This is a genomic window from Flectobacillus roseus, from assembly GCF_030056595.1.
Taxonomy (GTDB): domain Bacteria; phylum Bacteroidota; class Bacteroidia; order Cytophagales; family Spirosomataceae; genus Flectobacillus; species Flectobacillus roseus.
The window spans coordinates 13,916-32,214 of record NZ_JASHIF010000021.1; the positions used below are offsets into that span (position 1 = coordinate 13,916).

4 protein-coding genes are annotated in these 18,299 nt (G+C 39.8%); all 4 read right to left on the minus strand.

Going from position 1 to position 18,299, the window contains the following annotated elements; all coding sequences use genetic code 11:
• Positions 1-202: 202 nt before the first annotated feature.
• The 4 genes from QM524_RS20470 to QM524_RS20485 all read right to left on the minus strand — a co-directional run bounded on the left by QM524_RS20470 (position 203) and on the right by QM524_RS20485 (position 18,231).
• Positions 203-2,380, minus strand: a complete 2,178-nt coding sequence (locus tag QM524_RS20470; protein WP_283345981.1) for a fibronectin type III domain-containing protein — start codon at positions 2,378-2,380, stop codon at positions 203-205.
• A gap of 39 nt (positions 2,381-2,419) precedes the next feature.
• Positions 2,420-10,489 (minus strand): fibronectin type III domain-containing protein, encoded by an 8,070-nt coding sequence (locus QM524_RS20475; protein ID WP_283345982.1) that lies wholly within the window; start codon positions 10,487-10,489, stop codon positions 2,420-2,422.
• Between the two features lie 19 nt (positions 10,490-10,508).
• Complete coding sequence (locus tag QM524_RS20480; protein ID WP_283345983.1) at positions 10,509-12,122, minus strand: hypothetical protein; 1,614 nt, start codon at positions 12,120-12,122, stop codon at positions 10,509-10,511.
• 166 nt (positions 12,123-12,288) lie between these two features.
• Positions 12,289-18,231 (minus strand): hypothetical protein, encoded by a 5,943-nt coding sequence (locus QM524_RS20485; protein WP_283345984.1) that lies wholly within the window; start codon positions 18,229-18,231, stop codon positions 12,289-12,291.
• Positions 18,232-18,299: the final 68 nt, after the last annotated feature.

An 18,299-nucleotide genomic window follows, 5' to 3' on the forward strand; every position in this document is an offset into this window, starting at 1 on the left:
TTTTAGGTATCGGCTTTCGGCGGTGGGCTTTGGGAAAAAGCACGTCTTTGGTTATTAAAAACATATTAACACTCTTTGCCTATTGCCTGTTGCTAGTGCCTAAAGGGCATTAAGCAAAAAATGTAAATATGTTTCTTCGGAAACCCTAGAAATATTTTGCCTAATGCCCATAACTGATTGATGAAAGTCCAACCAAATATATTTATTGCTTGGTAGGTTCTCTATAAATCGATTTTCGTTCCTCGATTGGGCTTTCGTTATTTTTGCTGTCTAACACCGTAACAGAATACACATAAATTGTATTTGAAGTCACTTTATTATCCTCATATTCAAAGTTGCCGTTGGCAAGTGTTGCAATAACTTTAAAATTCACCTCTGTAGGTAATTTTCTATAAATTTTATAGCCTTTTACATCTCCAACTTCCACACTTGGCCACGAAATACGAATGGTTTTTGATAGATTTTTCAGGGTAATATCCGTAATAGCATTCAATACATCTTTAGGCTTTTCTATTTTCACAACTGTTTCGGGTGTGAAAGCCGAGGTGTCGTTTTTGATAGATAGTGCGGCTACTCTATACAAATATTCAATTCCTGGCTCAAAAGTACTATCAATAAAGTTAGCATAATTCAGGGCTTTTGAGTGCAGATTTTTGAAGGCTTTTTCACCTTTTATTTTACGTTGTACAACATATCCTGCTATGAAGTCATCATTAAGTTTTACATCATTCCAAATTAGATGTGCTTCTCCGTTGATGATTTCTGAATTGACAAAACTTGGCGCTTGAAAACTCTCTTTCTTGATAGGCGTATACATCACCTTTGGTGATAAATCACTAGTATCTTGTGTAGGATTGATGGCCATAATGGCATAATAATAAGTTACTCGTCCTGTCAGATATCCTGTTGTATCCAAATATTCTCGTTCTTTCACTGCCGAGCGAATAGGGCGCATATTGTTGGGACTGGTTCCTCTGTACACAAAATAGCTATGAATTAGGTTTTCGTTCGCCATTTCCCATTTCAATCTTGCATGAGGACCTTCATTGGTCACGGTTAGATTAAATGGCGCCGTAGGTCTTGAAAATTTGCCGCAAGTCATTGTGGCAGAAGCAGGTATATCTTGTTGTAAGTCTTGCAAAGGAATAAACACAGGACGTACAAAATAGGTAAACATTGTACCCATTGGATATACCTCTGTATCTACATATTTGGTTGCTGATATAGGTAATACCTGAATTACTTTTTGTGGCATATCAGGACTACTTTTTGAAATTTCGATCCCTGAATAATAGGCCTTGTTGGGAAGTTTTTTCCACTGCAAAATAATCGAATTAGTAGAATCTGAAGCAGTTACGCTGTAAATGAGCTCCACGCTACCATTATGAGCAATAACACCACGGGCAATTTTAGAGGTATCGCCAGTATTATAGATTTCATCTTGGGGAATAACCATAGTTTCGACCAAATCATCGTGTTTTCCTGCAATTCTAGCAAAAAGAATTTGTTTACCCTCTGGTGTTACATTAGCGATTTTCTTTTCCAGTAATATCCAAGACGCATTGTTATTTTTGCGATAATACACATTGAATCTTGTCGAAAATTCATCCACAGGGTGCACCGCCAACAGAGATTCATTTTTGAGGTAAATCTCTTTTACTTTTTGATAAGTAGTTTCATCAACACGCTGATTACCATTGTCTGGTGCCTGTTTGAAGGTATCTTCTAGTAACTTAGCCAAACGTACCTGCTCGGCAGAGTTATCTACATATTGAGGTGTTTGGATATCCCACTGAAAGAAAATAGAAGTATCTGTACCTGAAATTTTAGAAATTTGAGGAGTCAGTTGTTTCAAGAAATAGTTTTTAGGGTTATGAAAAACCTCAGCCTCACCAATAAGCGTTTCTTGTTTATTGATTACCTCGTAAACAGCGTAGTTATAAAACTCATTTTTGGTGGCTGAGTTATCCAAAAAAGCAAATCCGAAAGCTTGCAAGAACTCAATTTTTAGCTCGGCAAACAAGGAGATACTTTTGTAGGTTGGATTGCTGTTGAAAAAGGCTATCGTTTGTGATGGCGCTGTGATTTTTTTCATTCTTTCAAAATCTTTCAGCTCATTACGGCCAACAGTTTCTGCAATTTCGTCATATTTTTGAGCCATTTGCATCGTTCCTACAGTTTTATAGGCATTGTCAGTGGGCTTTTTCCTTTTGACAATAAATTTAGATTTACCTACCACTTTATTAGCGAGGTAGTCAACATTAAATCGAACATACACCCCTTTTGGCGAAGAGAGGGCAGAAAGAGGGCTCGTTTGTGCCTTCAAAACTGAAGGCACAAAAAGAGCGATTATGGCAAAAAGAATACAATGTCTTTTCATGTAATTAAATATCTGTTGCATTAGCTATGTCTCTCAAAATTATTTTCCGTTGGTTCCTGTTGCCCAAATGGCATCTTCTGGTAAATATACGGTGATATTGCCTGGTGTTTTGGTTCTGATATTCTTATACAGCACAAGATTACCATCGTTTTGTAGTAATAACACGGTATCACTTCCACCTTTTCCATTGGTACGTGATGACCATTTAGGGCGACGACCTTTGGCATATGCTACAATGTTGCCATCATCTTGAACCGTAAATGCTTCAATATTCTCTCTATTTGTACCAGTTGCCCATAGCACGGTAGAACCTTTTTCTAGTACTACGTTGCCATCACCTTGCAGCGTAAGAGCGTATACTCCACTAGCAGACTTGATAGTTTGTCCTTTTTTGAGCGAGGTTTCATTTAGGATTCTAGAGTTGATAATTTCAGCCTGCGAGTACACGTGTCTTGTATCTGAAGACCAAATAGCGTTGTCTCCATCTTTGTAAAGCACCAAATTACCATCATCTTGCATGGCGAGTATGCAGCTATTATTTCCTTTACCATGAGTATTAGAAGCCCAAACAGCTCTGTCGCTTGAAGTATATGCTACCAAATTTCCATCTTGTTGAACTTTAAAATAGCTTACACCTCTATTGGCTGTATTAGTTTCCCAAATTTTGTCACCATTTTTTGTAATAGCTACATTACCATTGTCCTCTACGATCAATTTGTAAACACCGTTTGGTGAAACGCGGCTTTCGCCAACTCTGAGCGATGTTTCGGCAGTAACAGCACTTTCTGTTGGTACAGAGTTAGATTTGCTTGGTGCGTTTGTGCCAGGGCCAGTTCCACCAATATAGGCTTTCCAACCAGTCACTTCTCTTGGTCCTTTTTCTTGGTAAGTTACCCCAAACTGACCTTCCAAACAAAGTTTAACAAATCGGTCAATTGAGCCTTCTGGGTATGGAATTTCAATTCGTTTCCAACATCTCCATGAGGTTCCATCGCAACAAGTAATACATCTTTTGCCCCATTTGATACCTGTGATACTGTAGTCGTTACATTGTTTATCTTCGTATCTACCAGCGCCGATTTCGAGTTTACCACGACCAATTGCTCTAAAGTTCCAACCTAGTTCGTTGGTACGTCCGCCACCTAGTTCAAGCATTGCGTCGAGTTTCCCACCCATATTAAATCCTAGTACAGAGGCTTTTCCTTCTGCTTCTACTTTTGCCATGGCATTGATCATAAAGTTGCCATTTGAGAAGTTGACACCAGCATTTAAGCGAGTTTTACAAAGAACTTCAGCAGAGTAGGAAACAAAGTCTACACCAAAGGCTCTAAGTCCGCCGTTTTTCTTTTCTTCATAGCTTAGGTCTAGCCCAACATAAAGAGCAGAAAGTGTTTTGTTGTCACTCTGATATAAGAATCTAGGTAAATCAGTCAGGAACGGAGCTAATTCTTTTGGCGCATCACTATGCTTGGTATCGCAAAGAATACCCAGAATAAATGTTCCGTTGGAATTCATGCCAAATAGCTCAGCTTTCACTTTTGCTCCCAAGAAGAATCCAGCGCTACCTTTGATATAAGCCAAGGCATCGACCTTGACCATTTTGTCTGAAAACTTAAGGTCACAGTTAATTTTACATACGACACTTGCCGTACAGAAATTGACTTCCGCATTGGCTTCGCATATCTTCTCCTCCTTGGCGTTGAGCATTCCCGACCATAATTCCATGCTACCACGGATGATTGGAACACCCCCACAATTGCCCGACACAAAGTCGAGTGAGAGTTTTACTTTTTTGTAATAGGTAACTTTTTCGGGTACACCAGTACTGCGGGCATCACCCAAGAAAAACACGCTGAATTTATTATCAGCAGTATTAAGGTCAAATCCACCGCCTAGGGTTGTCCATGTGATTGGTCCCATTACGACACCAGTAACTCCAGTAGATACCTTGATAGAGGCTCCCAGTTCAGTACCAAACTTATTATTTTTGGTATCGTTGATAGAGTAATATTTGAGCGTCATGGCGGCCTTTATCTTTGCGCCCTCAAACTCACCTTCACCTTCGAATCCGATTTTTGAACCAGAAGTAGCAATCTTTACTTTGGCTAAAGCCCTAAATGAAGTAGCGTCAATTTTAATTAACAACTCATTCATTTTGAACGCATGTCCTTTTCCATCAAAATCGGCGATGTAGAAGTTTACGTCCGAATCAATATTAATAGACTTGGTGTCTACTTCGACGCCACCTGCAAAACCTAATGCCCATTTTACAGTACTTGGGTTGTCTAATGCCACTTTATCTTCAATGGCCTTCAAACTCATGTTGTCGAGAGATGCCCCTTCTCTTTGCTTTTGCGTATCTTCGCTTGTTACGCCTGTGCGTTTGCCATCTTGATCAATATGTGTATTGGCATTGTTGAACTTGCTAGTACTATTGATTTTTGCAACCTCATCTTCCGACATTTTAAGCAAGTCGTTGAGCTCACTTTGCTTAAGTGCCGCGCCACGAGAGTATACAATTCTTCGTACTTTGAAAGCTGCTGGGCCGTACTTGAGTGCATCCTGACTTAGCGAAGCTGAAATGAGGAATTTGCCCGTTGTAGACCATTTGAATACCTGTACCTCTATTGGGAACAAACGCTCCTTCCAAGAGACTCCTCCAAAACCTTTAGACTCTTCAGTGCCTTTTGAAGCACCTGCATCTTTGGTTGAGGTATCTACATAAGATTTACCATTGGCAATAGCCTCTTTTTTCTCTTCGTCAGCTTTTTTCTTGGCAGCATCAGCCTCTGCTTTTTTCGCAGCTTCTGCTTTGGCCTCTTCGGCTTTCTTGGCTAATTCATTCTGAGCAGGCTCAAGTTTTTGGATAGTCTCTTTTAACTTATCACGCTCTTTTTCTTTGTTGGCAAAATTTGACTCGTATTGTTTCCAGCGAGCATCGATATCTTTCTCTTTGTTTTTGACTGCATTTTCGGCCTCAACTTGATTTTTCTCGTCTTGTTTGGCTTGCTCAGATTCTCGATAAGCGCTACCTGACTCAGATCCTTTACGGGTGAGTGCAATACGTTTTACCTTAACTTTTTCTTGTTCTTTACTTAGGTCATCATATTCTTTAGTAAGGTCTGCTTTTAGTTTCTCAAGAGCAACCAGTTCTTTTTCAACTGCTTCTAGTTTTTGCTTGGCATCGGTATACTCCTTAGTTCCTTTGTTTACTGCTTGTGTTGCTTGTTCAGCTTCGTTTTTAGCATTTTGGTCTTTTATTAAGGTTTCCTGCTTATTCTTAGCTATTTCTGCATCTGAGAGTCTTTTGCCAAACTTATCAGTCGAGTCGGTTGAGGTGGTTTTAAGCGGAGATTCGTCCCATTCGATACGTAATGAACCTTCTACCTCATAACTTTTATCATCGACGTTACCTTTGATGGTAATATTTTTCTTACCAACCGTTTTGAAACGCAAACTACCAAATCTTAGCCCATCTTTGGATGTACTCAGGTCAATGTTAGGATATACAGCACCGCCAACTACCGAGAAACCAAGAGAGTTGATAATAAGGTAGTTATCTTTGTCAGTATTGATAGTACCACCCAATCCAAAGCCTTTGAATCCTGAATAGATTTGGAAGCTTTTGATATAGCACATCCATTTATCGGCTACACCAAAACTCGTAATGGTGTCCGACTTACCGATGATCAGTGTTTTTAAATCAAATTTCTTGTCGATTTCAAGTTTTTCAATCAACAAAGGTTTACCATTAGACTTAAATCTCCAAACCTCAGGAAGTGATACAATACCTTTCATCGAGATACCCGACTTTTTGAGTACCGCAGATGCAGGGTCAATTCCTGCTGAAACCACTCCTAATGTAGGACCAATAGGGAATTTGAAGTAGTCCTTGTAAGGGTCTTCTTTTGGTGTTTTATCTGGCTGTCCATTGGCATCTTTTTTATCAGTACTTGGTTTGCTGGCTGTCAGGTCTTTCGTATCTTTCTGAGCATTAGCCTGAGGGAAAGATATCACATATTCTTTGGTATCTGCTAGTTCTTCGAGACTCACAGGGGCAAATGCCAAAAGCATTGGTTCCTTTTCAGGGACTGCGGTCAAGCCATTGTCAAGTTTTGCTAATTCTTTGGCAGCCTCATCTTTTTTGGCTTGTGATGAATTTTTAGCAGCAATAATATCTTTTAAATCATTCTTATTGGCTTCTTCTACTTTAGCTTTGATTTCTTTTTGCTCAGCTTTAGCATCTTTTGCAGCCGTTTCGCGTTTGGCAGCATCTTTATCTGAAATTTTGTCATCAAATTTCCCAAACTTCTTCTCTTTATCTGGTACTTTTTGAGAAAGCTCCATTTTTCCGAAAGTAATACCCATCATTTCTTTTTGAGTAAACTCCATTTCGGAAGCTCCGATTTTTCCTTCGCTACCTAGTTTAGTTCCCTTGTTGTCAAGGTGTTGTAGACGAATGTATGGCTCACCAATAGGATTACCTTGAAGCGTAATTGGGGCATAACCAAATAAGAGAATTTTGGCCTCAGTCTCAACGAAGTTTATGCTACTTTGAGTAATGATAGCATTGCCAGCATTTTTCTTGTTCTCATCTTTAAAAACTTCAATATTTTTGTAAGTAAGGGTTTTAGTAGAACCCGCTGAGAAAATATTAGCCGTTGAATCTTTCCCTAATTTTCCTTTGTCAAGGTAAAGCAAGCCAGATATTTGGAACGTTTTGTCTGTCAACTTCACAATTCTGTCGACGCTAATGGTAAAGCCCATTAGTTTATTAAACTTCGGCATATCCTTATCTTGTTTCACCATGTAGAAAGGTTTTCCACTTGGTTTGAGATATGGCTGTGCCAACAAGGCTGTGAATGATTGTTTGGTATTAGCGTAATCAGCGTGTGAGAGTTCAACCTCAAACTCTTCTCCTTTAGGAATCGCTACCTTAAATCGTCCATTCTCATCAGTTTTTGCTTTGCTTCCACTCACAGAGACCTCTACACCTGCAACACCTTTGTATGGGTCACCTGCTTTTCGGCCTTCTCTCACACCCGGAATGGCAAAAGTACTATCATATACTACCCCATAAAAGAAACTAGTAGGTTTGAGTCTTACCTTAACTACAACTGTATCATTTTTGGTATACTTATTAGGAAGAGGCGCCGTGATTTCTTCCTCTAAGAACTGAGGGCTAGCAGTGGTGTCATTGCCTACTACCTTTCTGTTGAGGACTTTTATACTAATTTCCTTTTTAAATGTTTTGGATACGTAACCACCTTTCCAACTTTCCTTATTCTTATTTTTACCAGCGTAAGTAGCTTTTCCAATGATTCGTTCTTCATCCTCAATGTTTAATAAGGCGCTAACGACATTCGAAGAGTCATTGGCACTGCGCATACCTGATGACTTGATAATATTTGTATAAGCAATTACCTGATAGATGGTTTCGTGTTGAAGAATTACACTATCACAATTGAAACTAGCCGCAGGAATGAGACCAGGGTCTTTAAAATTCTTTTTGAAAAAAGCATCTTTTTGATCATCCTTCTCCTCTTTGATGTACTTCATTAGAGGCAAGATATTCTTCTTATTTTCGTCAAAGTCTTTTCCTGTAATAGCTGTTCTTTTAAACTTTTTAGGTTGAACATAGGCTACATCGTACCCATCAAAAGTTACTTTGACGGAGTCATCCATGACGGTGTTTTCGCCTGGTTGGACAAAGTAAAAGTATCCTTGAGCATTGGTATTTATATCACTTCCTTTGTAGGAAACTTTAACGCCGCTGATGGGTTGTTGATTACGACCATACACACGACCCTCATAATATGATGCGCTACCACTAAGTACAAAGTTTTGAGTGATATCTTTCTGGTCGTAAATCAAGGTGTGTTCTACAACATTTGAGGTAATTAATGGATCTATCGCCTTGATTTTGAGCGTAGTTTGTTTTGGCACATTTGCTAGAATGTGAATAGAATATTTTCCATCCTTATCGGTTCGTGCCGAAAGTTGTCCTAATTGAATAGAAACATTTGGAGCAGGATACATCTTATCTCCGATCTTTCTCTCAACTACGCCAGCTATTTCAGGCGGAACAGCTCCTCCATGTCTAAAATGATCTTTGACTAAAGGTAATTGTCCCTCCTTCAAATCCAACATTTTTTCTAGTGGTTGATACGAGGCATTTCTATATTTGTGCTTTACTCTAACAAAAAACGGTTCGCCATATATATTGGGAAATAAAGCAGAAATAGGGTTACCTATAAATTCTGATACTTTAATTAGCTTTTCACCTCCAGAAGTGACAATTGGTTTCTCACCGATAAGATTTCCAGCTTCTTTTAAGTAAGGGTTAGCTAAAACGATTTTTTCATAAATATAAAGACCCACTTCCTCTATCGTATTGTTTTGGATAGATTCACCAGCAGGTAAGAGCTCTGGGTTGATTAAGAGCCTTGGTGAATAGCGTATCGTATTGGCCAACAAAATCAGTTCGTCGACTGTTTTAGTACCTTCATCGTTGGGATTGACCGATAATTTACTAATAGCTGGAGCAAATACATTTTTCTCAAACTCTGCTACAATATATAAATTCTTGACATCTGTCAGTAACTTCAAACCGGCTCCATCTAGACTATACTCTCCTTCGGCATTAGTGTTTACTGTCGTAATGCGTTTTGGATTACTCGACTTAAGGTTTTCGGCTGTTAACTCAACAGAAGAGTTATAAATGGCAACTGTCGCTTTGCCTAGTGGAAACTTTTTACTCCCTGGGGTATTGCTCGGATATGGTTCGTAGTTTATTTCACGGTAACGTTCTTTGTCTTTAGGTATCAAAAGAGGGTCTATACTACGAAGGTTTTCCTCCGAACTACGGAATGCCCAACGCACATTGCCTTTTATTACTAATGGCACTTTTTTAGCAGCCATTGGCGAGTTTGCCAAGTCAATGATGTTAGAAGTGGCTTTAATGCCCTGCTCATTGATACCCGTCACACGCATTTCGTAACTTTTGTTCGGATCTAAATTATTGATAACAAAAGTATTATAAAGACCACTTTGAGATGCTGGAAGGGTCACCGTTTTCCATTCTTTGGAAGCTTTATCACGAAATTCTACCGTAAAATTTTTGTGCGTGTTATCTCCTTTCCAGTTGAATGTCGCCGATTTTAGATCATCAGTCCAAGCTACTTGTAAGTTGGTCGGAGGATTGAGCTTTACGGCTTCTCCGTAAGTAAAGTATTGTATTTCGCTATAACCATTATTTCTAAAAACTCCTACATCTTCGCTACCACGCTTGGCTACTGCTTGTACGCGATAGGCATACGTGCGACCAACAACCAATGGAGGCATGGTCGCATTATAGTTTAAAACTGTATTACGGGTACGAGTTTGATAATAAGCAGGTTGTGAAAGGAAAAGGTTTTGAACATTTCCTTGAAAACCGCTATTCAACATCAAATCGGTAATGGTAAACTCATACTCTACGTCGTTGACGTTGTTATGACGTGGCGCCCACTGAAAATTGATATTTTGGGGATTGGTTGGCGTTACACTAATCTGATTTTGTGGCATTACCCAAACTGGTGGTTCGTTGACTACCAACCAAACTGGTGTACTCCACTGAATCCCCGAAATAGGGCGGTTGGTTTGGAAGTCGATAATTTCGACACCAAAACGAAATGCGCCTTCATTGAATGGTTTGCGGTATTGCTCTGGAGTTATTTTAAGGTTGTATTGCTTAAAATAATTGGCAACCTGAGGGGCAGGAATATTATATACCTGACCTTCGACCAGTGTAATAGATGGTTCGCCTTGTACAAAATCGGTACTTTGAATCAAAAATCCTTGTCCTTCGATGTACACACGAATACGAAATGCACGTGACGCAATATTCTTATCATTCATTTGAACTTGAATAGATAAGTTGGTCTGTGCTGGATTGCTAAAATCAGAGAGATATACGGGATAAGGTGGAAGCTGTGTAAATCTAGCTACCACTGGGAAATATTGTTGAGCTACACCTTGTAACTGTCCCGCAACAAGCAACAAAGTCAGTACGATTAGCTGTTTGAAACGTACCGAGTTTTGATATGTATGAAGGCCTAGTTTAGCCATGTCTTTCAGTATTAATTAGTTAAAAAGAATAAGAATACCCGATGTTACCGTTAAGGAATGTAGAAGATTGATTTTTGACTACACTCGAACTCAAATTGAGATTATGCCCTTTAGCTGGCGACCAGTTGGCCATGAGCATGATGTTCATGACTGTGAATGAGGTACTAACATCATTGGTCTTGCTTTGGGTGGTCAGTGCCGAGAAACTCAAATTGGTATTGACTTTTTCGATAAAAGTTTTCCTTATAGCCACTGTTGGACCAAAACCTCGGAGTGAACTGTTATAAAATTCATTTCCGAAATAGTTGACTCCCAGATTTATAGCCGCCTTTTGTTTGGTAAAATTGATATTGTAACTGGCTGTACTGGTGACTACATGGCTTTGACTAGTGGAATCTACCGTGTTGTCTCGTTTGTTTCTGGAGTTGAGATAACTAGCATTGAAAGTCAAAGTCGTTTCCTTGGTTTCGGTTTTCTTGAGCTGCTTGATGAGGTTGTAACCAATCGTTTGCGAAATCAATGAGAATCGAAGTGAGTCGAGAGGTTGCCCTGGTACTCTGGTAATATTATTGTAAATGGTGTTGACAAATCGATAAGATTGGAAGTTCGAGAAGTTAAGTCCCATTGAAAGACCATTTTCCAAACGGAGATTTGCATTCATAGCGCCAATAAACCTACTTTGTTTACTTGCTTTTGTATTCTGCAAGTCATCACGCTGTAGACCTACATTACCACTTATGTTGAGTTTGTTATTGAGTAGATTTTGAGTAACCATCAACGTATAGTTTTCTAGGTCATTCACAAAATAATAACCTCCTAAGGTGGTATAATTTGGATCTACTCGCTCATAGCCTACCCCCAAAATGGTGTTAGTTTGAGCGATATTGTAGTTGATATTTGATTTAAAAGCGTGGTATGACTCCGTGGTGGCATTGTTTTTATGAAAAATACCTGCCAATGATTTGATAGAAGAAGCTGCGTATTCGCCACCTTGATCTTTGGTGACAACACTATTGGCATAATCCATTACGATTTGGAGTTTGTGGAAAAGTGTTGTACTAAAGTTTAAGCCCATCACCAAGTTGTCCTTAGGATTGATTACGCTGTTTTGATAATAGCGTTTATCCTCAGGAATCGAATTAGCCACATCGTAAGCCTTGAACATGGTAGTTCCGATGGTGAATTTTCCTGGACTATATTCAACTTTATAACCATACCCCATACGCTCGAAAGTCGGCCCTGTGGTAGTGGTATCCGTAAATTGCCCTCTGAGTAGTCGTCCACCCATCAATTGAATTTTCCAGTTGGTGGGTGTAAGTTCCAAACCACCGCCTACAAACTGATGACCATTGAGTGTGTATGGCGAGAAAGTCATATAGTTGGTACCAATATGAGCCGTTATCCACTTGTAAGTAGGATTAAAACTCAACTGGTTGAAAGAATAGCCTTGAGAAAGACTAATGTTTCGGTTGGAATAATTCAATATTACGGGTACGTTGATCGTACCCAAAATATTGAAGTTTAGCGTTCCAGAAAGAAAGTAGTTGAAGGGAGAATCATTGTTTGGTAAGCCTGCGCTAAATATTCCATTCGCGTTAAGTCCCCCTGAAACGACGAGTGGTTTGGCTTTCATAATGTTTTCGAAATCAACATCTTGCGCCCTTAGCGGAAGGCTTATCATGGCACAAAAGAACACGACTAAACAGCCTATCCTTTGTAAATGTGTTATATAGTAAAAGTGTGACATATCTTTAAAATCTTAACATGAAGAGATATATAAAATCTGTGTTGGGGATACCCTAGCGATAAATCAATACCTTTTTGGTAATTTTCTGGTCGCCACTTGTCAGAGTGATGAAGTACACCTGCTCTGTTTCGTTTTCTGGAATTTCAACCACCAGAGATTTCAAATCATTTTCGCTGTAAGATTTCTGATACAAAACTCCCTTCGTCGCTGACTGAACACTAATGTCAAAAGCTTTCTTCTCAACATTTTCAAGGCTCAAGGTCACTTTATTGCCTGCCGTAGGATTTCCCATAATGGTAAAGTCCATGGCTGGCTGTGTTGCTGTTGGAGCAGGAAAACTTCCGTCGTTGGCTTTCTCTATAATTTGAATTTCTTTGGTCAGCGTGTACACACAGTTGTTAATCGTAGCTAATTCCTTTACCTTGAATTTGCCTACCTGTGGGAATGTCAATTTAACACTGTAAGCATCTTGAGAAACTAGCTTCGCACTGGTTGGGTATTCCCAAGTAATCGTCGTTGGAGTTGGGTTGGTCAAATCAATTGCCACAACAGCTTTGTCAACTGGTGCTGAGCTAGGCATCGCAAAAAGGATATTGATATTCTTGATTGGAATCACTTTGATTTGTTGAACACCACCACAGCTATTTTCATCCAACACTTGTACAGTATAAGTACCAAGACTATCAGCTTTTATAGATGCCGTTGTTTGAGTTTTTCCATCTGGATATGTCCAAAGGTAAGTTTTACCCCAAGGAACAGAGGATGCACTAAGATCAAATGATTTTGAAGGACAAACTTCTACCTGAGCAGCTAAGCCAATGACGCGCGGGTCTGGACTAGTCATGGTGATACTGTTTCCTTTGATTTGACATCCTTTGGCATCTGTAACAACCAGTTGGGTAGTTCCACCTGCACAAACATTGATAGGGTTGGCAATCGTTGAGTTGATGCCTGACCATGCGTATTGATATGGAGCAATACCGCCTTCTACGGTTGATTTGAGTAGCGCATCGCAACGACCGAAACAGGTAGATGGTTGATAAGAAGTAGTCATTTTGTAACGACTGATACTATCTTGAACCGTTGCTTGAATCGTTGTTACACAGCCTGACTTATCTGTTACAGTTGCTAAGTATAGACCCGAGGCAAGTTTATTGATATTGGCAGTTGTTTGACTTGTTTTATCCCAAGTATAACTATATGGATTGCGACCACCAGCAGCTAATATTTGTACTTCACCAAGTGGTGTCGATGCACAATAGTTCGCAACGGTCTGACGCACTGAAGCTACTAATTGAGTTGGTTCACCCAATACGAAAGTCTGTTTTTCAGAAACACCATTGCTATCTAATACTGTTACCTGATAAGTTCCTTTGTCTAGTTTAGACACGTCTAAGGTATTGCTTGAAATCGTTTGTGCTTGTCCATTTACTACACGTTGCCAGTTTACTTGGTAAAAAGGCGCGGTTGGTAATTGAACACCACCCGCAACCGTCAGAGTAATTTTAGCATCAGCTTTTCCAAAACATGTAATAGAGTCTATTTTCGAAGTAATAGATATTTTATCGGGCGCTACAATCTTTTGTGTCAGAATAGCATTACAAAGGTTTTTATCGGTAGCTTTTACTTGATAATCTCCTGTGCCAAGAGCACTTAGTTGAGAATTTACCCCATCTGCTGTTATGGTGGTTTGGATATTAGAAGTCAAAATAGTACTTGGTAAAAGTGACCATTCAACACCATAAGGCTGAGTTCCACCAGAAATGTTGACTGTGATTGTACCATCATTTGAACTAAATGATTTTGGTCGAACAGCCTTTTGTAAAGTAACTTTTAATTGTGTTGGTTCTTGAATTTGCAAAGTAGTATTTGCCAAAACTGTACAGCCTTTCGCGTCAATTACTTTTACGGTATAAGAGCCTTTGTCTAAGTTTTCGATGGTTTTAGCATTACCAGTACCAAATGCTACAGGCGTAGCTTGGTTGAGAATATATTGAAAACCGCCATAGTCACTCGTACCAGACAAATTGATTTTTCCATTTTTTTGTCCAAAACAAACTACATCACTAGCGCTAGCTGAGCCTGTTGGTTCGTTTGGTCTGTCTACAGGAACTGCTCCTTGAACTTTACAACCAATACGGTCTGTAATGGTATAGTTGTAAAGTCCTGCAGGTAAATCAACAATTCTATTGAAGGTATTATTATTGAAATTAGTCCATACTACTGAAAACGGTGCTCCTGCTCCTCCTGAAGGATTTACTTCGACAGCGCCGTCTTTGTCGCCAAAACAAGTGACTCTTCCTGTGAGCGTAGCCACCGTAATTTCACCATATTGTGTATGAGTAATACCATTGCTCAATCCTGACTTACAACCTAAGTTTTCACATTGCGCATTGAAAGTCGCAGTACTCGACGAAGTATGTGTTTGACCTTGTGCTACTTCAAAATTATTGGCAAACCAGTGTACAATACCGCCTTCACAGCCAGTAGCTGATAAGGTAAATTGTTCGCCAACGCATAGACCATTAGGTTTGTTAGTAGAAATTGTTGGGGCAATAATGGTTTTTACTTGTAAGTTTACTTCACTACTCATCAATGCACCACACGGCCCTGTGATTTCGACTTTATATTTTTCATTGTCATTGAAAGAGAGTGTTGAAAATGTATAAGTACTTGCTGTAGCACCGTCGATTTTTACGCCATTTCTATACCATTGGTATCCTTGAATTGTACCTGATGCATTTACTGAAAAAGTTGCATTAGAATTGACACAAACGCTTGTAGCTTGTGGTTGTTGCGTTATAGAAATTGGAGTATTAACTGTTAAAAGCACTTCGTTGCTATTGATGGTATTTGTAGAACAAACTCCCTGACCAAACACAATTACTCGATATGCCCCTCCATCGCAGTCTGGGCAAACGATGTTTCTGGTATAGCTAGCATTGGTTGCTCCAGCGATATTCACGCCTTTGTATTGCCATTGATATGAACCAGCGTTGCTAGCAGTAACACTAAAAGTTACGGATTCGCCTACGCACTTGGTTGCAGCTAATGGTTGTTGAGAAATAATAGGTGTAGGGGTTACATTTATGAGAACTTCATTACTAATGACATTACCGCAAAGGCCTTTTACTTCGACCTTGAATTTATCACCGTTGGTGCTACCTACAACGCTATATGTGCTATCTGTTGCGCCAGTGATAATGATTCCATTTTTGTACCATTGGAAACCTGTAATATCTCCAAGGGCTTTTACTCTAAAAGTAGCAATGCTACCACTACATACATTTTGTTCGGTAGGCTGAGAGGTAATAGATACAGGAGTATTGACGACCAAGTTGACAACATTACTCACAATACTACTTGTTAGACAAGCAGCTGCTCCTTGGATACGAACTTTATAGGCACCTTCATTACATGATTTACATATGTTAGTAAGTGCATAGGTGGCATTAGTTGCACCGCTGATTTCTACGTCATTCAAAAGCCATTGGAAAGCACTTGCATTGTTTGCAGAGACACTAAAAGTATATGCTTCGCCCACGCACTTGGTAGCGCCAACAGGTTGAGTAGCAATACTAGGCAGTGCATTAACATTCAAGGTAGCTTCGGTACTGGTAACGTCTCCGCAAGTTCCTTTTACTACTACCGAATATTTATCGCCGTTCATCGAGGTTTGGGCAGTGATGCCATAAGTCGATGAAGTTGCGCCAGTAAGGACTTGTCCGTTTTTATACCATTGGTATCCTGTAATATCTCCAGACGCAGTTACACTGAAAGTTACAGCAGTGCCTTCGCAGACAGTTTGAGTAGCAGGATTTGTACCGATTGAAACAGGCGTATTGATAGTTAAACTTACCTCATTACTTGTAATGCTATTACTAGCACACGCACCTGTTCCGTTGATTCTTACTTTATAGTTGCCTTCATCACAAGTTTTACAAACACTTACAATGGTATAAGAAGCACTTGTTGCTGTAGCAATATCATTGCCATTTTGCATCCACTGATATGAACCAGCGTTGGTAGCAATAACACTAAACGAGGCTGATTGTCCAACACATTTAGTTTGCGCTATTGGTTGAGTTGAAATACTTGGAAGTGCATTAACATTCAAGGTAGCTTCAGTACTAGTTTTGTCTCCGCAAGTTCCTTTTACTACAACTGAATATTTATCACCGTTCATCGAGGTTTGGGCAGTGATGCCATAAGTCGATGAAGTTGCGCCAGTAAGGATTTGTCCATTTTTATACCATTGATAACCCGTAATATCTCCAGAGGCAGTTACGCTAAAAGTGACAGCAGTGCCTTCGCAGACTGTTTGAGTGGTAGGGTTTCCTGTGATTTCTACTGGGAGTTTTACTACCAAATTAGCAGCATTACTTGTTACGCTTTGACTGGCACAAGCACCAGTTCCGAATACTTCAACCTTGTAAGTCCCAGCGTCACATACATTACAAATACTGGCAATATTATAGCTAGCATTTGTTGCACCCGAAATATTACCATCGTTTAATAACCACTGATATCCTCCAGCGTTACTAGCAGTAACACTAAAGGTATAGGTTTCGCCCACGCATTTGGTTGCCCCAACTGGATGGACAGAGATACTTGGTTTGGCACTAACATTCAAAGAAGCTTCGGTACTGGTTTTATCTCCGCAAGTTCCTTTTACTACTACCGAATATTTATCACCGTTCATCGAGGTTTGGGCAGTGATGCCATAAGTCGATGAAGTTGCGCCAGTAAGGATTTGTCCGTTTTTGTACCATTGATAACCCGTAATATCACCCGACGCTGTTACACTGAAAGTGACAGCAGTACCTTCGCAGACTGTTTGAGGGGTAGGGTTTCCTGTAATTTCTACTGGGAGTTTTACTACCAAATTAGCAGCATTACTTGTTACGCTTTGACTAGCACAAGCACCTGTTCCGAATACTTCAACCTTGTAAGTTCCAGCATCACATACATTACAAATACTGGCAATATTATAGCTAGCATTTGTTGCACCCGAAATATTACCATCGTTTAATAACCACTGATATCCTCCAGCGTTACTTGCGGTAACACTAAAGGTATAGGTTTCGCCTACGCATTTGGTTGCCCCAACTGGATGGACAGAGATACTTGGTTTGGCACTAACATTCAAAGAAGCTTCGGTACTTGTTTTATCTCCGCAAGTTCCTTTTACTACAACTGAATATTTATCACCGTTCATCGAGGTTTGGGCAGTGATGCCATAGGTCGATGAAGTTGCGCCAGTAAGAATTTGTCCGTTTTTGTACCATTGATACCCTGTAATATCTCCAGAGGCAGTTACGCTAAAAGTGACAGCAGTACCTTCGCAGACTGTTTGAGTGGTAGGGTTTGCTGTAATTTCTACTGGGAGTTTTACTACCAAATTAGCAGCATTACTTGTTACGCTTTGACTAGCACAAGCACCTGTCCCGAATACTTTAACCTTATAAGTTCCAGCATCACATACATTACAAATACTGGCAATATTATAGCTAGCATTTGTTGCACCCGAAATATTACCATCGTTCAATAACCACTGATACCCTCCAGCGTTACTTGCGGTAACACTAAAGGTATAGGTTTCGCCCACGCATTTGGTTGCCCCAACTGGATGGACAGAGATACTTGGTAGACTAGTAACTGTTAAGGTTACCTCTTCACTGGTATCATTACCGCAACTACTCAAAACAACTACCTTGAACTTGTCACCGTTATTTGATGCTTGAGCCGTAAGAGTGTAAGAAGCCGATGTAGCTCCAGTGATTGCAACATTATTACGATACCATTGATAACCAGTGATAGTCCCAGTAGCGACTACTTCAAAGGTTACTCCGTCACCCTGACAAACATTTGTCACTACAGGCTCGGTGGTGATAGAAGCTGGTGTACAGCTTGGAGCTTGAGAAAGTGATGGAAGACTCCATAACAAGGTCAAAAGAAATACACCAATGAATTGAAACTGTCGAAGTTTAATCATATTTATTTGCAAGGAATTTATCTACTTAGGTTAACCGCAATAGCACAAACAGAAGTAGAGCGCCCTCA

Coding starts and splice junctions, on each gene's coding strand:
- QM524_RS20470 (WP_283345981.1), bottom strand. CDS start 2,380: ATGAAAAGACATTGTATTCTTTTTGCCATAATCGCTCTTTTTGTGCCT.
- QM524_RS20475 (WP_283345982.1), bottom strand. CDS start 10,489: ATGGCTAAACTAGGCCTTCATACATATCAAAACTCGGTACGTTTCAAA.
- QM524_RS20480 (WP_283345983.1), bottom strand. CDS start 12,122: ATGAAAGCCAAACCACTCGTCGTTTCAGGGGGACTTAACGCGAATGGA.
- QM524_RS20485 (WP_283345984.1), bottom strand. CDS start 18,231: ATGATTAAACTTCGACAGTTTCAATTCATTGGTGTATTTCTTTTGACC.